The organism is Sinorhizobium sp. BG8, from assembly GCF_016864555.1.
Taxonomy (GTDB): Bacteria; Pseudomonadota; Alphaproteobacteria; order Rhizobiales; family Rhizobiaceae; genus BG8.
The window spans coordinates 1763950-1779371 of sequence record NZ_CP044011.1 but is presented as its reverse complement, the minus strand read 5'-3'; the positions used below and the strand labels follow the sequence as shown (position 1 = coordinate 1779371).

Genomic DNA, 15422 nt, shown 5'->3' with positions numbered 1-15422 from the left:
TTCACGCCAACACCACGCGCGCGGCCTCAAGGCTCGCCGCGCCATGCACCACCCGGTCCCTCAGCCCGCCGGTCTCCGCCAACATGTTCTCCGCGATGAAGCGGGAGAGCGCCACGCGAGCGCCACTTCGCCCGTCGCCCTCGTCGACAAGCGCTCCCTTGGAGACATACGCGCCCGTGAGGACCAGACCGAACAGGCGCTGGTAGGCCGTGGCGCCGGCAAGGGCCTCAGCCTGGCGGCCGGCGGCAAGAGCGGCCAGGAGCCAGTCGGTCGACGCTGTCAGATCGCCGAGCGCGCTGCGCAGGCGGGCGGCAGCCTCTCCGAATGCCGGATTGCCGGCCGCGTCCACCGCATCGGCGATCTCATGAAGTTCCGCGATCAGGCCCTTCACTTGTTTGCCCTCTGACAGAACGAGTTTGCGGGTGACGAGATCGATCGCCTGGATGCCATTGGTGCCCTCGTAGATCGGGGCGATGCGTGCGTCGCGCAACAGCCGTGCGGCACCGGTCTCCTCGATATAGCCCATCCCGCCATGCACCTGGACGCCCATGGAGGCCACGTCGACCCCGGCATCGGTGGCGAAGCTCTTGGCGATCGGCGTCAACAGGCTTGCGCGCTCCGACCAGTGGCGGGCGGAATCTCCTTCCGTTGCATGGGCCATGTCGGTAGCGAAGGCACAGGAATAGGCGATCGCGCGGGCACCTTGCGTCAACGCTTTCATCGTCAGCAGTGTGCGGGCGACGTCGGGATGCTCGATAATCGGGCTCATGCCTGGCCCGTCCCAGCCCGGAGCTCTTCCTTGCACGCGCTCCCGCGCAAAGGCGGTTGCCTTCTGGGTGGCGGCCTCGGCAATCGCGACCCCCTGCATACCGACGGCGAGGCGCGCGTTGTTCATCATCGTGAACATGCAGGCCAGTCCCTTGTTCTCCTCGCCGACCAGCCAGCCGACGGCGCCCGGCTCATCGCCGAACCGGCCGTCGCCGTAGATCATCGTGCAGGTGGGAGAGGCATGGATGCCGAGCTTGTGTTCCAGCGAATGGCAGAAGACGTCGTTGCGGACACCGGGCGAGCCGTCGTCGTTCACAAGGTACTTCGGCACCAGGAAGAGCGATATCCCTCGCGTTCCTGCCGGGGCGTCCGGCAGGCGGGCGAGCACCAGATGGATGATGTTGTCGGTGAAGTCATGCTCGCCGTAGGTAATGAAGATTTTCTGTCCGAAAATGCGGTAGGTGCCGTCCCGGCGCCGCTCTGCGCGCGCCTTCAGCACGCCGAGATCGGACCCGGCATGCGGTTCTGTCAGGTTCATCGTGCCCATCCACTCGCCAGAGACGAGTTTCGGGAGATAGGTTTCCCTGAGCTGCGCCGAACCGTGCGAGGCGAGCGCCTCGATGGCACCGATCGTCAGGGTCGGGCCTATCGCAAATGCCATGGAACCGCTGTTCCACATCTCCAGGGCGGCGACCTGCAGCATGTGGGGCAAGGCCTGGCCGCCATAGGCGGCGGGCGCCGTCAGCGAATTCCAGCCGCCCTCGGCCCAGGTCCTGTAGAGATCCTTCCAGCCTTCGGGCGTGATGACCTTTCCGTCGACGAGTCTCGCACCCTGCCGGTCGCCGACTTCGGCGAGCGGTGCCACCTTTTCGCTCGCAAAGCGGCCAGCCTCCTGAAGGATGGCGTCCACCAGGTCGTCGCTGAGCGTTTCCAGCCTGCCGCTCTCCAGGGCGTCCTTCAGGCCCGCAACGTGCCTGAGCGTGAACGCGATTTCTTCGACCGGTGCCTTGTACATGCACATTACCTCCATGCGACTGCGGCAGAGTATCCGGCTCGATCCCGCCACAGCAAGTCCGCGGTCAGGATTATTTATTTTTACGTAAACGTCAATTAACAACTATTCTTGACGGCCCCGTAACAAAACTGTCATTCCTCGGCGATAGAGCAATGGACATCCATTGCCGATCCGAAGCCTCTGTCCCTTGCGGCCGCCCATGAACCTCCTGAATGCCGAAATTCCGGGCCTCGTGTGGGCCTACCGGATCGACCCGGCCGATGGCGCCTGCCGGCGCCTGGATCCGCATGCACCCCGTTCGGAGTTCGCCGCCGGCAAGGGACTGCTCTGGCTGCATCTCGGTCTCAGCGACGCCCGTGTCCCGGCTTTCCTCGAGAGCCTCGGGATTTTGCCGGACGACGCCCTGCAGACATTGACGTCCAGCGACACGCAGGCGTCGATCTTCGTTTCGAGCGACATCGTCCACGGAACACTGGTCGACTTCGAACGCACCTTCGACGAACTCACCAAGGAAATCGGCTGGCTCCATTTTGTGGTGACCGAAGACGTCATCGTAACGACACGGCTCCATCCGCTCAGAAGCGTCGACCGGGTGAAGGCCGCCCTCGAGAAGAACCCCAAGAACCGCCGCCCGATCGACATCTTCGAGATGCTGGTGATCGAGTTCCAGCGCACGATGATCGCGCTTGTCCTCGAGATCACGCAGGAACTGAACGCGATCGAGGATGCCGTGTATGGCGATCGCAGAGGCGACGAGCGGCGGCAACTGGCACCGCTGAGACGCACGGTCGTCCGGCTTCATCGCCACCTGCGTACCGTTCTGGCTCTGCTCCGCCGCGCGGGAGCCGCTGACGAGGACGAGGTTCCGGAGGGGTTCAACGACGTGACCGAGCGCCTGACCGGGCGACTGGAAACAGCGGACCGTGACGTCTTCGCGCTCCAAGAACGCGCGCGCCTCCTGCACGAGGAAATCGATTCGCGCCTGTCATCCGAGACAAACCGGCACCTGTATATCCTCTCACTGATGACAGCGTTTCTGCTGCCGCCGACGCTGGTAACCGGCTTCTTCGGAATGAACACGCACGGCCTGCCCTTCGCGAATGCGGAGCACGCGACCGCCATCGCCGTCACCTTCATCCTCGCGTCGATCGCCATTGCCTGGTGGGTATTGCGACGGGCCGGAATTCTCTGAGAGAAACGAAAAAGGCTGCCCGAACGGGCAGCCCATATTGAAGCGTATCTCCAGGCGGGCGCATGCGCCCTGGCGTTCATCCCTCACGAGTAGGGCGAGATGCACTGACGGCGAGGCCCGTAGTAAGGCTGGAACGTGTTGTCGTATTCTCTGTAGGAGCGGTAGCGGTTGTAGCACCAGTTGGTATGCGCATCTCCGCTGTAGACCCTCGTCCCGTAGCTGTTCCCGTAGTAGTTGTTCCAGCCGTAGTTATTCGCGATGGCGCCTCCTATGAGGGCACCGGCTCCAAAGGCTGCGAGCGGGAACCAGTAGCCATCGTAGTAGCGATAGCCCGGGTATCTGTAGGGATAGCCGCGATAACCATTATAGTAGCCACCGTAGTAGCCCCCATAGCCGCCGCGGTAGCCATTGTAGTAGCCGTTATAGTGCCTGTTCTTGCCATGGTAGCGATTGGCATAGTGACGGCCGTTATAGCGGTTCCAGTTCCGGTTTCCGCTATAGCGGTTCCAGTTCCGGTTTCCGCTATAGCGCCTGTTACCATAGTATCTGTTTGCGCCGTAGTTGCGGTTGCCGCGATAGTGGCGGTTGGCGCCGTGCCGTCCGCCGCGCGGAATCCACTTGCGGTTCTGGACCTGCAGGACGACGCCCTCACCTGCGGGCATCGCCGGCTGGGCGATCGTCGTGGCGGGGACAAAGGCTTGCGCGGGGGTGCCGGGGTGGCGGCGACAAACGCCGACAACGCAACTGCCATACACTTCAAACTTAATGACATGGCGTCTCTCCTTCCGGGTCCTCCAAGCTGTCATTAAACGCAGTATGAGCTATCCTTGTTCCATCCGATTCTGAAAACTGCCGAGATCACCAAGTCGTGAATGCCGACTTGCGGATTCACCACTCGTTAACTGTGGTAAAGCAAGATTTCCGGGGCAGGAGGTATCGGAAAAAGGGGAACATCCATGGCAATCGGATTCGTCTCGCGCTTTCTGTCCTTCCTGCTGATGGCGTCCCCACTGGCGGCTGCCGATCTGGAGCCCTGGAAGAAGCCCGACAATGCGATCGTCATAGACGCCTACGAGCTCAATGCGATCGACTGGGATGCGATGCTGACCGACAAGCGCATCGTGGGCTTCATTTCGAAAGCCTCCGACGGACTGCCTGAAAGCTTCAGCTGCAAGGGCGATCACAGCGGGGATACCTTCGCGCACTGCAAGACCATGTGGCGCAAATACGCCGTCAGCCGCGAACTCTACGAGACGCGCCGGCTCGTCGCCCGGGCGAACGGGTTGCTGTGGGGCGCCTATCACCTCGGCCGACCCGGCAATCCGGTAGATCAGGCCAATCATTTCCTCGACTACGCAAGCCCCCGCGCCGACGAAATGATGGTTCTCGACATCGAGGCCATCGATCCCGAACGTTTCATGTCGCTGGAAGACGCCCAGATCTTCGCCGGTCACGTCAAGGCGCGCACCGGCCGTTATCCTGTGCTCTACACCAATCACACGACGGCACGTCACATCGCCGCCAACCGGGACAAGTACACCATCCTCTCGCGCCTGCCGCTCTGGTATGCGCGCTATAAGCCCGGCATCAAGGGCGTCTTCCCCCTCGGCAACTGGGACAACTACGCGCTCTGGCAGTTCTCGGCCTCGCCGAACTGTTCCAAGCGCCGCTGTCCGTACCGCGTGAAGGGGGCGCTCAGCGACATTGATGTCAACGTGGCGTCGATGAGCGCTGCCGCACTCAGGAAGATCTGGGCCTTCGGCCAGCTCCTGCCCCAGAAGCCGTTCCCGCGTCCCGAGGAGACACTGATCGCTTCCGCAGGGGATAGCGCGCGCACGCCGTCCATTCGGGTGAAAACGCTGGATGCAAAGGTCGCTGCCGGTCTTTCGGCGCGCGCCGGATCGCGGCCGGACCTGTCGGTCGTTGCCGCCGTCACCGCGCACAGCATCGACCGCGCGGAGATCATCAGGGCCTCTGCCGCGGCGGGTTTCCGGTCAGCCACAACGGTGCAGGGCGGGCGCGGGGCAATCATCCCGCACAACGGCCGCGAAGTGACGCCGTTGAACTATCAGGACTTCTGAGGACGGCTACGCGACAGGCGCCGTCTGTTCGGCGCCTGCGCTGACTTTTCCTGGTGTCTTTTTCCGAAACCCGGTTCCCGCAGTGGGAGCCTGCCTCAGGCCTCGATCTGCACGTCGCCGAGCGGTCGCGAGCAGCATGCGAGGATGTAGCCTTCCTCGATCTCCTCGTCGAGAATGCCACCATTGTGGTTCATATCGACATCGCCAGACACCTTCATGACCCGGCAGGTGCCGCAGAGGCCGCCTTCGCAGGCCGCTCCGATGCGCACGCCAGCGGCGCGCGCGGTCTGCAGGATCGTCTGGCCGGGCTGACACTTGCCATCCTTGCCGGCCATGGTGAAGCTCACCGTGTGGAGCGCGGTCGGATCACTTTCGCCCGCACCCGCGCGGACAGCGAGTTCCTCCGCGGCAGGCGCTGCCGCCGGCTGGAAGCTTTCCTCATGATAGCGCGCCATGTCGAAACCGGCGCCTGCGAGCATCTCCCGCACGCCGCGCATGAACGGTTCGGGACCGCAACAGAAGACGGTGCGGTCCCTGAAATCGGGAGCAAGCAGCGAGAGCTTGGCAACGTCGATGCGTCCGCGCAGGCCATGCCATCCATCACGCGGATTGTGCCCCTCGACGACGAAGCCGAGGGCGAGATTGGGCATCTGCGCGGCAAGGCATTCGAGCTCGCTTCGGAAGAGGAGATCAGAGGGCGAGCGAGCGCAGGAAAGGAAGGCGACATCGCTCTGCGGTGCGCAATCCGACATCCACCGCGTCATCGACATCATCGGCGTCACGCCGGAACCGGCGGAGATGAACAGGTATTTTTCACCGGGATGGCGGACGAAGGAGAAGTCGCCGAGCGGCCCGAAGGCCTTCAGCGACATTCCCGGCTTCAGGTGATCGAACATCCAGCGCGTCCCGATGCTGTTCGCCTGTGCCTTGACCGTCACCGCCACGGAGAAGGGCCGCGACGGCGTGGAGGACAGCGTGTAGGTGCGCATCACCGGGTCTTCGGGCGTCACCGGCAGCTCCAGCGTCACGAACTGGCCCGGCAGGTAGCGGAACCAGTTCGCCTTGTCTGAGCGGAAACTGAATGTCATCACGTCCGGGGCTTCCACGGTCACGGCCGTGCATTCCAGCAGATGCTGGCGGTCGTTCCATGGCTGCAGTTCGTCGAAATGCCGGAAGCTGCTGGCGATCGTCATATCAGGCCACCCTTATCAGCGGATGGGCCTCGCCCTGGAGCCGCTCCTGCATGAAGTTGCAATACCACTCGACGAACTGCATCACGCCGCCCTCGTCCGCCGGCGAGTAGGGACCGGGTTCGTAGGCCGGCGAGCGAATGCCGAAGGCGTTTTCCTCGACAATCTGGCGGTCCTGGTCGTTGGTTTCCGTCCAGACGTGGGTGAGTTCCTCGAGCGTGTAGTCCACGCCCTCGACGGCATCCTTGTTAACCAGCCACTTGGTCGTGACCTGCGTCAGTTCGGGGCCGAGCGGCAGCACGCGGAAGGTGATGGCGTGATCGGCCAGCACGTGGTTCCAGGTCGTCGGATAGTGGAAGAGAAGAAGCGTGCCGATGTGGCTTGCGCTCACATCCGCCGAGAGCTGCTTCCTGACGGCGCGCTGGCCGGACATGGTGTAGCTTTCCGCATCGGCGATCAGCGGCATGCGTGCGGCGCGGAACTGGCCGGTCGCATCCATGCGGAACTCGCTCGGCAGGCCCGCCGCCTCGCATTTCGCCCAGTGCTCGGCGATAACAGGATCGTCCTTCGCTCCCTGCACGCCGGTCGCGCTCGGTGCTTCGGGATAGGTGCGGCAGAGTTCCGGGTGGTTGGCAGCACAATGATAGCACTCGCGGTTGTTTTCCCAGACGAGCTTCCAGTTGCCCTTCTCGATGATCGTGCTTTCGAAGGCGACCTTGGTCTCGCCGAGGCGGTGCTTTGCGAGATACGGCTCGACCAGTGCGCGGAAGGGGGCGAAATCGGGCGCCTTGTCGGCGAGGCAGATGAAGATGTAACCGCCTACGGTCTCGCAATGGATCGGCTTCAGGCTATGGGCGGAAGGATCGAAGTCTTCCGGCATGTGCCGGGCAAAGAGCAGGCGACCGTCGAGTTCATAGGTCCACTGGTGGTAGGGACAGACGAGCTTCGCAGAGGCACCCTTGTTCTGGGTGCAGACGCGAGAACCGCGGTGACGACAGGAGTTGTGGAGAGCCCGCACCGTGCCCTGGCGGTCGCGCGTTATGACAACCGGATAATCGCCGACCTGCACCGTGAAGTAGTTTCCCGCCCGCGGAATTTCGCAATCGTGGCCGATGAACAGCCAGTCGCGGTACCAGATCGTCTCAAGATCGAGCTTGTAGAAATCGGGATCGATGTAGAAGGCCTGATCGAGGCTGTATCCTTCGCGCCTGTTCCTTAGTCTGCGAAGCACGTCGCTGCGAATATCCATTGCCGGTTCCTTAAGCTCTCTGGTCTCGACCGGACGGGAGGGAAGGAACCAGCCTCAGGCATCCGGCAATGCCGGCCATGAACATGCAGGTCCGCATCCTGGCCGCCCGCCGCAGCCAACTCGGTTATCTGTTGTCATGGCTGGTTTCCGGGCTTCGGAGTTGTCCTTTTCGGACCACACGGCGCCTTCCCGGATTCTCATCCAGTGGCCCTTTGCCGTGATTGGCTCCATCACCGTTGCGGGGCAGCGCCGGAATTCAACCGGCTTCCCAATTCTCCGCCTTCCCTAAGAGGCGGCACCCTGACAAGCGGAACCTACGACGACGCAGGCCGCCCGCCCATGCCGGATTACGACATCGAATTCGGACTTCACGACAAGTCGAAAAGAGCGCACAGAAACGTTGATGCATATTTCGGCTGCTTAAACAGCAGGCTACAGAGAAATGTCAGATTTACTGACCTTTATTTGTGCAAATGCTCACTATTTCTCGCGGTATCCTTTTTACGACACACCTCCCCGCCCCTCGCGCGATTTCCGCGATAGCAAGCCCGGCGCAATTTCGGGCGGGTATGTAAGGAAGTATTGGTTAACCATCCCTGCATAGGATGGCCTCAGCAAGTGCGTAGAGGGAGCAGCGCCCGCGTGCAGCCCATGAAGAAGTTCAAATACTACGATGCCGTGGCCTACAAGCGCTCGGCACCCCCGTCCGCGTCACATACGGAATTCCTGCGCACCGGACGTATCGACCGGCGCAAGGAGAGCTGGAACGAGGTCGAGAAACGCTACCTCAGCTATGAAGAGGTCGCCATTCGCACGGGCCGCAAGCTCGAGAGGGCGGGCGAGGTCACGCATGACCGCATCAACGGCTTCCACCGTTCGATCCGCTTTCCGAAGCTGATCTTCCATCGCACGCTGCTGGCCACCCCGCACCTCGGCTACTGTCACATCACGGTCGCCAATTCGACCTTCGCGCAGTTCGAGAACGTGCAGTGGGCCTTCTACATGGCCAACTTCTTTTCGGAGATCGGCGAAGGCGACAGCTTCTTCCAGAAGATCAGCGACCAGCACGGGCGCATGTACTTTGCCGTTGCGATCAATCCGAGCGAGCAGGAAGGCCGCCTGGAAATCAACAAGAAGGTCCGCGGCAACGGCGTCATCTTCCGCACGCCCGACCCCCGGATCGCCATGAAGAATGTCCTGATGCTCGGCGCGCGCAACGAGGAACTGCGCAAGATCATCCGCACGCTTTGAACTTTTGGCCGGCAAGGATGTATCCGGGCTCACGAGGCCCGGTAGATCATCCATTCCTTGCCCGACTGTCCTTCGTCGCTATCCTTGTAGACGACCACGCGATCGCCTCCCTCATCGCGCGCGATCGCGAGTGCCTTTTCGGCGGCGCTGACGAGATCGAAGGAATTGCCCGCAAGATTGGACATGCAGAGGCCCGCTGACAGCGTGAGCGAGCCCAGCGCCCGCCCGGTCTGCGGGTGGCGCAGCGTCGCCATGCGCATTGCGCCGGAGATCAGCGACATCATCCTCAGGATTTCCGTCTCTTCCGAGGTATAGAAGAGGAAGCCGAAACGCAGGCCATCGAAGCGGACGGCGAGATCGCTCGCCGGAAACGCGGGCCTCAGAGCTTCGCCGGTGTAGCGGGCGATATGGTCGGAAAGAACCGCGATCTGCTGCGGCGAGAAGCGACGCCCGGCATCGACATCCGCAACGATCACGCCACAGAGGAGCGGCATCTCCGGATTGGAATAGACCTTGGCGAGCGCCTTGTTGAAGGCACGCCTGTTCCCCAGCCCGGTCAAGGGATCCGCGAACTTGGTCGCCTCGAATGCGGCGAGTTCCTGCTCGAGCCCGCTTACAACGTTGGTCTGTTCCGTGACGCTTTCCGCCATGGCGGCATTGCGCGAAACCTGCTGCTCCGTCGCCCGTCGCAGGGCCTCGATCGAGCTTCCCAGCGTCGCGCTGTTCCATTCCTCTCCATCGTGGAAGGCGCGCTCGGCTTCGCCGATGATGCGGCCATAGTCGCTGAGCGAGGACTTCTCCTGTTTCAGTAGCAGCATGAAGTTGCTCATCTCGTTGCGAACGGCCCCGGCGGAACGCTGGAGAACGCCGGTCTCATGATGATGCGGCAGGTATTTGCGGCCGAGCTCGTCGAGCGCGGCCTGGGTCTTGAACTTACCGAGCCCAATAAAATCGCGGACGAGATCCGGGTTGGATCCGGCGTAAGCCTCGTAGACGAGTTCGTAATTGCGGGGCAATCCGTCGATGCCCATCTGCTGCATGGCAGTCGCCACGCGAAGCGCTATGTCGTTTGTGGAGGTTTTCTTGTTGACCATCAGCAAGGTTCCGGCAGTGTTTTTCAAGGACTACCATCTCCCCCCTTTCGATTATTCTAAGATGCCCCTGCTATTTTTAGCGAATTCCTTCTGGCCTCCCTACTTGTGGCCCGCTTCGGCCCCGACCTCTTGGCATCTGCCCCGCTAGACCTGTAAAGAACCGGTCGAGCAAGGAACGGGAAGCCAGGAACAGAGACTGATGACGAGGATCGTCGATACACGCGTGGAGCCCGAGCTGGCCCTAGAGCTCGCGACAGAGACGCTCGCGCGCGGCGAACCTGTCGCCATTCCGACGGAAACCGTCTACGGGCTGGCCGCCGACGCAACCAATCCGGAAGCCGTCGGCCGCATCTACGAAATGAAGGGACGGCCGCGTTTCAACCCGCTTATCTGCCACATGGCCGATCTCGCGATGGCGGAACGACATGCAATCTTCGATCCGCTGTCGCGACGCCTTGCCGAAGCGGTCTGGCCGGGGCCTCTCACGCTTGTCCTGCCGGTGCGACCGGACAGCTCGATCCACCCGCTTGCGCGTGCCGGACTGGACACCGTGGGGATCCGGGTCCCGACCGGCTTCGCGAGCCGTCTGCTCGCCGCCTACGGACGTCCCCTCGCCGCACCGAGCGCGAACACCTCGGGCCGCATCAGCCCGACCGCGGCCGCGCATGTGGCAGCCGATCTCGGCGGCAAGCTCGAGCTGGTGCTTGATGGGGGCGCGGCGGGGATCGGCCTCGAATCCACCATCCTCAAAGTGGAGGATGGCGAGATCCGGATGCTGCGGCCAGGCGGGCTCGACATCGCCGACGCCGAGCGGATCGCCGGCCAAAAGGTGCTCCGTCCGGAGACTGCCGGGGCAGCGATCGAAGCACCTGGAATGCTCGCATCCCACTACGCGCCGCGCGCCGGCGTGCGCCTGATGGCCAAGGACGTGCGTCCCGGAGAAGCGCTGATCCGCTTCGGAGGAAAGCCGCTTCCGGGCGAAGAGCAGGCGGCGATCGTGCTCGATCTCAGTCCCTCAGGCAACCTCCGCGAGGCGGCTGCCAACCTCTTCGGCTACATGCAGAAGGCGGATGCCAGCGGTGCGACCGCAATTGCCTTCGCGCCGGTCCCCATGGACGGGCTTGGCGAGGCGATCAACGACCGGCTGCAACGCGCCGCCGCACCAAGGGAATAACAATGAAGCCATCCACCCTCCCCTCCGATCTCGTCCAGCGTTTCATTGCGATCACCGGCCAGTCCCACGCGCTGACGGAACAGGCCGACATCGCACCCTATCTCGTCGAGAGCCGGGGGATGTATCACCCGACCTCCCCGCTCGTCTTGAGGCCGGGCAGCGTCGAGGAAGTCTCCGCGATCCTGAAGCTCGCGACCGAGACGGGTACCGCGATCGTGCCGCAGGGCGGCAACACCGGCCACGTGGGCGGGGGCGTGCCGCGTGACGGCAGCTCGGACGTCGTGCTTTCGCTTTCCCGTCTCAACCGCATCCGCGACGTCGATCCCGTCGGCAATGTGATGGTGGCGGATGCGGGCGTGATACTCGCCGATATCCAGAAAGCCGCCGAGGGCGCCGACCGGCTTTTCCCCCTGTCGCTCGGTTCGGAGGGTTCCTGCGAGATCGGCGGCAACCTCTCCACCAATGCCGGGGGCACGGCCGTGCTTGCCTACGGCAACATGCGCCATCTCTGCCTCGGGCTGGAAGTGGTGCTGCCGACCGGTGAAATCTGGGACGGCCTGCGCCGACTGAAGAAGGACAACACCGGCTATGACCTGCGCGACCTTTTCATCGGCGCGGAAGGCACGCTCGGGATCATCACCGGTGCGGTGCTGAAGCTTTTCCCCCGGCCGCTCGGTCATGAAGTGGGCTTCGTGGGACTGAAGACGGTCGAGGACGCGCTCAGCCTCTTCGACAAGGCCTCCAGCCTCTGCGGGACCGCTCTGACCGGCTTCGAGCTCATGCCGCGCATCGGCGTCGATTTCACCACCCGCCACATTCCGGGCGTGCGCGATCCGCTCGCGACGCAGCATGCCTGGTATGCCCTGATCGACATCTCGACCTCCGACTCCGCCGAGACGGCCACCCGCATGATCGAGGCGCTGCTCAACGACGCAATCGAAAGCGGGCTTGCGGAGAATGCGGTGATAGCTGCAAGCGAGCAGCAGCGCAGAGCGCTCTGGCACATGCGCGAGAGCATGTCGCCGGCACAGAAGCCTGAAGGCGGCTCGATCAAGCACGACGTCTCCGTGCCGGTCTCCAGCATTCCGGCCTTCATGCACGAGGCCGATGCAGCCGTCATGAAGGCGATGCCGGGAGCGCGCATCTGCTCCTTCGGCCACATGGGCGACGGAAACATCCACTACAACATCTCGCAGCCCGTCGGCGCCGACAAGCAGGCGTTCCTGGACCGCTGGCGGGAGCTCAACGCGATCGTCCACGGCATCGTGCTGAAGTACGGCGGATCGATCTCCGCCGAACACGGGATCGGCCAGCTGAAGCGCGACGAACTGGCGGAGATCAGACCCGCGATCGAGATAGACCTGATGAGCAGGATCAAGCGCAGCTTCGATCCCGCCGGCATCATGAACCCCGGCAAAGTGATCGGAACATCGCAATGACGGATGAGACTACCTGGCCGAGTCTGCGTTTCGACTTTGCGACCGGCGCGCGGCTCGGTCCCGGCAAGATCGAACTCATGTCACTCGTGCGCGAGCATGGGTCGATCCGGGCAGCAGGAGCGGCGATCGGGATGTCCTATCGTCGCGCATGGTTGCTCGCGGACGAGACAAACCGGATGTTCAACGAGCCGGTCATCGCCGCGAGACACGGCGGCAAGAGCGGCGGCGGTGCGGCGCTCACTCCTTTCGGGGAGCAGGTGCTTTCGCGCTACCGGGACATGGAAGCCAAAGCGCGGCTTATCCATGCCGACGATCTTGCCTGGCTTGCCGCGCACATGAACCCGGCGTTCAAAAAAGAGCAGGACTGAGCCGCGGGCGCGCCGGCGGTCAGAGCCCGCCGGTCTTGAGTTGCGCCATCGAGAGCAGCGTGTCCGCGCTGATGTTGCCGCTGGTTCCCGACAACAGCGTGAGCGCGCCGGACTGGTCCGTCATGTTCTCGGAATCATAGAGAACGCAGAAGCGGACGATCAGCTTCTGAACTTTCTCGGGGTCCTGGAGATCCTCGAGATCGAGGTACCGCTCGATCATCTCCGCCTGGGCGTCGACGTCGGAGTTCGCCACTTCGTCCGCTATCTCGAAGGTCGTTCTGAACACCTCGTAAAGAGCGTCGTCGGCAATGATGGAGTAGGCGCTCGAAATAGTCGGTGCCGTCCGCTCGAAATAGAGAGCCAGTCGCACGGCGGCATTCTGATCGCCGGCGTTTTCTTCCATCATCTGGCGCACGTAGTTGTCTATCGTCTCGTAGATACCGCGCCTGCTCATCGCGCCGGCGGTTTCCTCGGCAACGACATTGCCGTCTTCGTCAAAGTTGAACGACGCTACGATCTGGCGGTAAGAGCGGTCCGACTGCTGATTGACGAAGCTATCGGGGTCGTCGAGATCGGAGGAGAAGATGTTGCGCAGAAACTCCTCATCGACGGTTTCCGGATCGATGCGGTAGGCCTCCAGAATGAAATCCGTGAGGCGTGAATTGGACAAGAGATCGTCCACCGACTCGATGCTCTGCATCTGCTCGGAGTAATAAGTCGCCTCCTCCTCCGCCGCGGTCTGCTCGTCCTCCGTCGCGAAACGCGACTTCTCGACCACGTAAGCCTTCGAGATCGCCAGGATCTCGGACTCGCCCTGCGCGAGGACAGGAGCGTCGATGTTACCTTCGCTGTCGAAGTTGAAGGCCTTGGCAAGCTCGACGTAGCGCTCGTCCTTGAGCTTGTAGACGTAGCTGTTCGGGTCGTTGAGGTCGCTCATCAGAACCTGCTTGATCCGGTACGGCCACTCGGTATCGGGATCGAGGCCGAACGCGGTCAGTGCGAGCGTATAGACGTCGTCGCTATCAATGAAATCGCTGACAGACGTCACTTCGGACATGTCGGACTTGTAGTTGGCGATCAGTGTCTCGTCGGCCTCATCGTCCGCGTCGTTGTAGCGGCTCATATAGAGGTTCTTCGTCGCCTTGGTCTGCGCCGCGGTTTGCGCCGAATCGCCCGTCGCAAGCGTGCCATCATCCTGGAAGTTGAACGCCCTTGCGAGCGCGAGGTAGTTCTCGTCGCCGCCGCCAAAGGTATTGACGTAGCTATCCGGATCGTCGGGGTCGCTCGTCAGGATGTTCTCGATCGTCGCGGAAACGACGGTCACGGACGTCAGATTGTAGGAGGTCTTGATATAGGACAGCAGCCGGTCGTCGCTGATAAGCTCATCGACCGTCGTGATGCTTGCGATCTGCTCCTCGAAATAGGCCTGGTTCAGCAAGGCTGCAGCGGAGGTGACGCGATCGGTGGACAGCGTATAGGCCTCGTTCATCGTGGCCTTCTGCTCTTCCGTCTGCGCCGTCTCGCCCGTCGGTACCGTACCGTCCGTGTTGAAATTGAAGGCCGCGGAAAGCGCCAGCATGTTCTCCGCGTTGGACATGTAACCGTTATAGGTCGAGATCTGGGTTCTGATCGCGGTCTTCTCAGCCGTCGTCAGGGTGGAATCGGACAACTTGGTCGTAAGCGTCTCGACCTTCGCCTCGAGCTCTTCGATATAGGGCAGATAGGTCGTGTTAACGTAGCTGTTCTCGTCGTCGTAGTCGCTGGTCAGGACGTTCTTGACGTTGGAGTAAGAGTAAGTACTCTCGTCAATTCCGAAAACCGAGAAGACATAGTCCCGCATGCGATCATTCTGCAGGAGTTCGTCGACCGACGAGATCTCGTCGATGACGATGTTGTAGTAGCGGTTCTCCTCCGTGATCGCCGCACCCGCCCCCTCGACGGACGCGGTGTAGAGCCCGATCACATCGTCGAGCTGGGCATCGGTCTGGGCAGTTGCCGTATCTTCCTGGAAGTTGAAGGCCAGCGCAAAATCACGGTAGCGGTTGTCCGACAGCATGTTGACGAAGCTGCTTTCGTCCGTCGTGTCGCTTTCGAGAACCTTTCGCATGAAGGCGGTCGCGTAGGTCATCTCCTCGAGACCGTATGCCTTCATGGCGTAGCTGTAGAGCCGGTAGTCGTCGAGGAACTCATCGACGGACGTCACCTTGGCGATGTTTTCCTTGAAGTATGATTCCTCGCGCGCATTGACGCTGTCTTCGGATACCCGGTTCAGGCTCACCAGAAGATTGTTGATAATGGAATTATAGCTGGTGTAGGTCGACACCATCCCGGACCACCCTCTTCCCCGACGACCGACGACCCCAGCCGAAGGCACGGCAAACACTTGAAGGCATCCCATTTCGGCGCAGGTGCGAAACGGAGAAATGCCTGACTACACGCGCGCATTGTATCCTACGAGGCTTGCCTCGACCTTTTGCATGGGCGCCTGCCGCAGGCCGTTTCGATTTCGTCCAGCATCGCCCGACCGGCGGCAGTTTTTATTTCTTGGAAACCCTGTCGGATTTACTTTCGCTAACCATCGGGGAACGCAAAGTTTTCTTA

Annotated in this window: 12 protein-coding genes and 1 riboswitch; of the genes, 6 read left to right on the top strand and 6 right to left on the bottom strand. The window is 62.2% G+C overall.

Features of this window, described 5'->3' with window-relative positions; translation table 11 throughout:
* Position 1: 1 nt before the first annotated feature.
* Positions 2 to 1783 carry an acyl-CoA dehydrogenase gene (locus F3Y30_RS08205; RefSeq protein ID WP_203425970.1) on the bottom strand — a complete coding sequence of 594 codons (1782 nt, stop codon included), beginning with the start codon at positions 1781 to 1783 and terminating at the stop codon, positions 2 to 4.
* A 199-nt stretch (positions 1784 to 1982) separates the two neighbouring features.
* Here F3Y30_RS08205 and F3Y30_RS08200 point away from each other — a divergent pair, with 199 nt between their 5' ends.
* Positions 1983 to 2975, top strand: coding sequence for a transporter (locus F3Y30_RS08200; RefSeq protein ID WP_203425969.1), 993 nt, complete (start codon positions 1983 to 1985; stop codon positions 2973 to 2975).
* 83 nt (positions 2976 to 3058) lie between these two features.
* On the opposite strand, the gene F3Y30_RS08195 is transcribed toward F3Y30_RS08200, so the two are convergent.
* Entirely contained in the window at positions 3059 to 3637 is a 579-nt protein-coding gene (locus tag F3Y30_RS08195; protein WP_203425968.1) for a BA14K family protein, read from the bottom strand.
* 273 nt (positions 3638 to 3910) lie between these two features.
* Between F3Y30_RS08195 and F3Y30_RS08190 the strand changes: the two genes are divergently transcribed.
* A complete protein-coding gene (locus F3Y30_RS08190; RefSeq protein ID WP_203426529.1) occupies positions 3911 to 5056 on the top strand; it encodes a GH25 family lysozyme in 1146 nt (381 codons plus the stop codon).
* A gap of 95 nt (positions 5057 to 5151) precedes the next feature.
* Here the strand turns inward: F3Y30_RS08190 and F3Y30_RS08185 are convergent, their stop codons facing one another.
* Entirely contained in the window at positions 5152 to 6249 is a 1098-nt protein-coding gene (locus tag F3Y30_RS08185; protein ID WP_203425967.1) for a hybrid-cluster NAD(P)-dependent oxidoreductase, read from the bottom strand.
* Position 6250: 1 nt separating this feature from the next.
* Complete coding sequence (locus F3Y30_RS08180) at positions 6251 to 7495, bottom strand: aromatic ring-hydroxylating dioxygenase subunit alpha (protein WP_203425966.1); 1245 nt, start codon at positions 7493 to 7495, stop codon at positions 6251 to 6253.
* Between the two features lie 120 nt (positions 7496 to 7615).
* A riboswitch (cobalamin riboswitch) is annotated at positions 7616 to 7813 on the bottom strand.
* Between the two features lie 333 nt (positions 7814 to 8146).
* On the opposite strand from F3Y30_RS08180, the gene F3Y30_RS08175 reads away from it, so the two are divergent.
* Entirely contained in the window at positions 8147 to 8746 is a 600-nt protein-coding gene (locus tag F3Y30_RS08175) for a DUF6656 family protein (RefSeq protein WP_203425965.1), read from the top strand.
* A gap of 29 nt (positions 8747 to 8775) precedes the next feature.
* Here F3Y30_RS08175 and F3Y30_RS08170 read toward each other — a convergent pair whose 3' ends face one another.
* On the bottom strand, positions 8776 to 9867 hold the full coding sequence (locus F3Y30_RS08170) for a diguanylate cyclase (RefSeq protein WP_203425964.1): 1092 nt from the start codon (positions 9865 to 9867) through the stop codon (positions 8776 to 8778).
* A 172-nt stretch (positions 9868 to 10039) separates the two neighbouring features.
* Here F3Y30_RS08170 and F3Y30_RS08165 point away from each other — a divergent pair, with 172 nt between their 5' ends.
* The 3 genes from F3Y30_RS08165 to F3Y30_RS08155 are packed head-to-tail and all read left to right on the top strand — an operon-like array spanning position 10040 to position 12821.
* Positions 10040 to 11014: an L-threonylcarbamoyladenylate synthase gene (locus tag F3Y30_RS08165; protein ID WP_203425963.1), complete on the top strand. Its 975-nt coding sequence runs from the start codon at positions 10040 to 10042 to the stop codon at positions 11012 to 11014.
* A 2-nt stretch (positions 11015 to 11016) separates the two neighbouring features.
* Positions 11017 to 12453, top strand: a complete 1437-nt coding sequence (locus F3Y30_RS08160) for an FAD-binding oxidoreductase (RefSeq protein ID WP_203425962.1) — start codon at positions 11017 to 11019, stop codon at positions 12451 to 12453.
* Positions 12450 to 12821, top strand: coding sequence for a winged helix-turn-helix domain-containing protein (locus F3Y30_RS08155; RefSeq protein ID WP_203425961.1), 372 nt, complete (start codon positions 12450 to 12452; stop codon positions 12819 to 12821). The genes F3Y30_RS08160 and F3Y30_RS08155 overlap by 4 nt, the downstream gene beginning before the upstream one ends.
* Before the next feature lie 19 nt (positions 12822 to 12840).
* Here the strand turns inward: F3Y30_RS08155 and F3Y30_RS08150 are convergent, their stop codons facing one another.
* On the bottom strand, positions 12841 to 15147 hold the full coding sequence (locus F3Y30_RS08150; protein WP_203425960.1) for a DUF1217 domain-containing protein: 2307 nt from the start codon (positions 15145 to 15147) through the stop codon (positions 12841 to 12843).
* Positions 15148 to 15422 lie beyond the last annotated feature (275 nt).

Bases quoted from the DNA above. Each gene is read 5' to 3' on its own strand.
- F3Y30_RS08185 (WP_203425967.1), bottom strand. From the start codon at position 6,249: ATGACGATCGCCAGCAGCTTCCGGCATTTCGACGAACTGCAGCCATGG.
- F3Y30_RS08160 (WP_203425962.1), top strand. From the start codon at position 11,017: ATGAAGCCATCCACCCTCCCCTCCGATCTCGTCCAGCGTTTCATTGCG.
- F3Y30_RS08205 (WP_203425970.1), bottom strand. From the start codon at position 1,783: ATGTACAAGGCACCGGTCGAAGAAATCGCGTTCACGCTCAGGCACGTT.
- F3Y30_RS08195 (WP_203425968.1), bottom strand. From the start codon at position 3,637: ATGCCCGCAGGTGAGGGCGTCGTCCTGCAGGTCCAGAACCGCAAGTGG.
- F3Y30_RS08180 (WP_203425966.1), bottom strand. From the start codon at position 7,495: ATGGATATTCGCAGCGACGTGCTTCGCAGACTAAGGAACAGGCGCGAA.
- F3Y30_RS08150 (WP_203425960.1), bottom strand. From the start codon at position 15,147: ATGGTGTCGACCTACACCAGCTATAATTCCATTATCAACAATCTTCTG.
- F3Y30_RS08200 (WP_203425969.1), top strand. From the start codon at position 1,983: ATGAACCTCCTGAATGCCGAAATTCCGGGCCTCGTGTGGGCCTACCGG.
- F3Y30_RS08165 (WP_203425963.1), top strand. From the start codon at position 10,040: ATGACGAGGATCGTCGATACACGCGTGGAGCCCGAGCTGGCCCTAGAG.
- F3Y30_RS08155 (WP_203425961.1), top strand. From the start codon at position 12,450: ATGACGGATGAGACTACCTGGCCGAGTCTGCGTTTCGACTTTGCGACC.
- F3Y30_RS08175 (WP_203425965.1), top strand. From the start codon at position 8,147: ATGAAGAAGTTCAAATACTACGATGCCGTGGCCTACAAGCGCTCGGCA.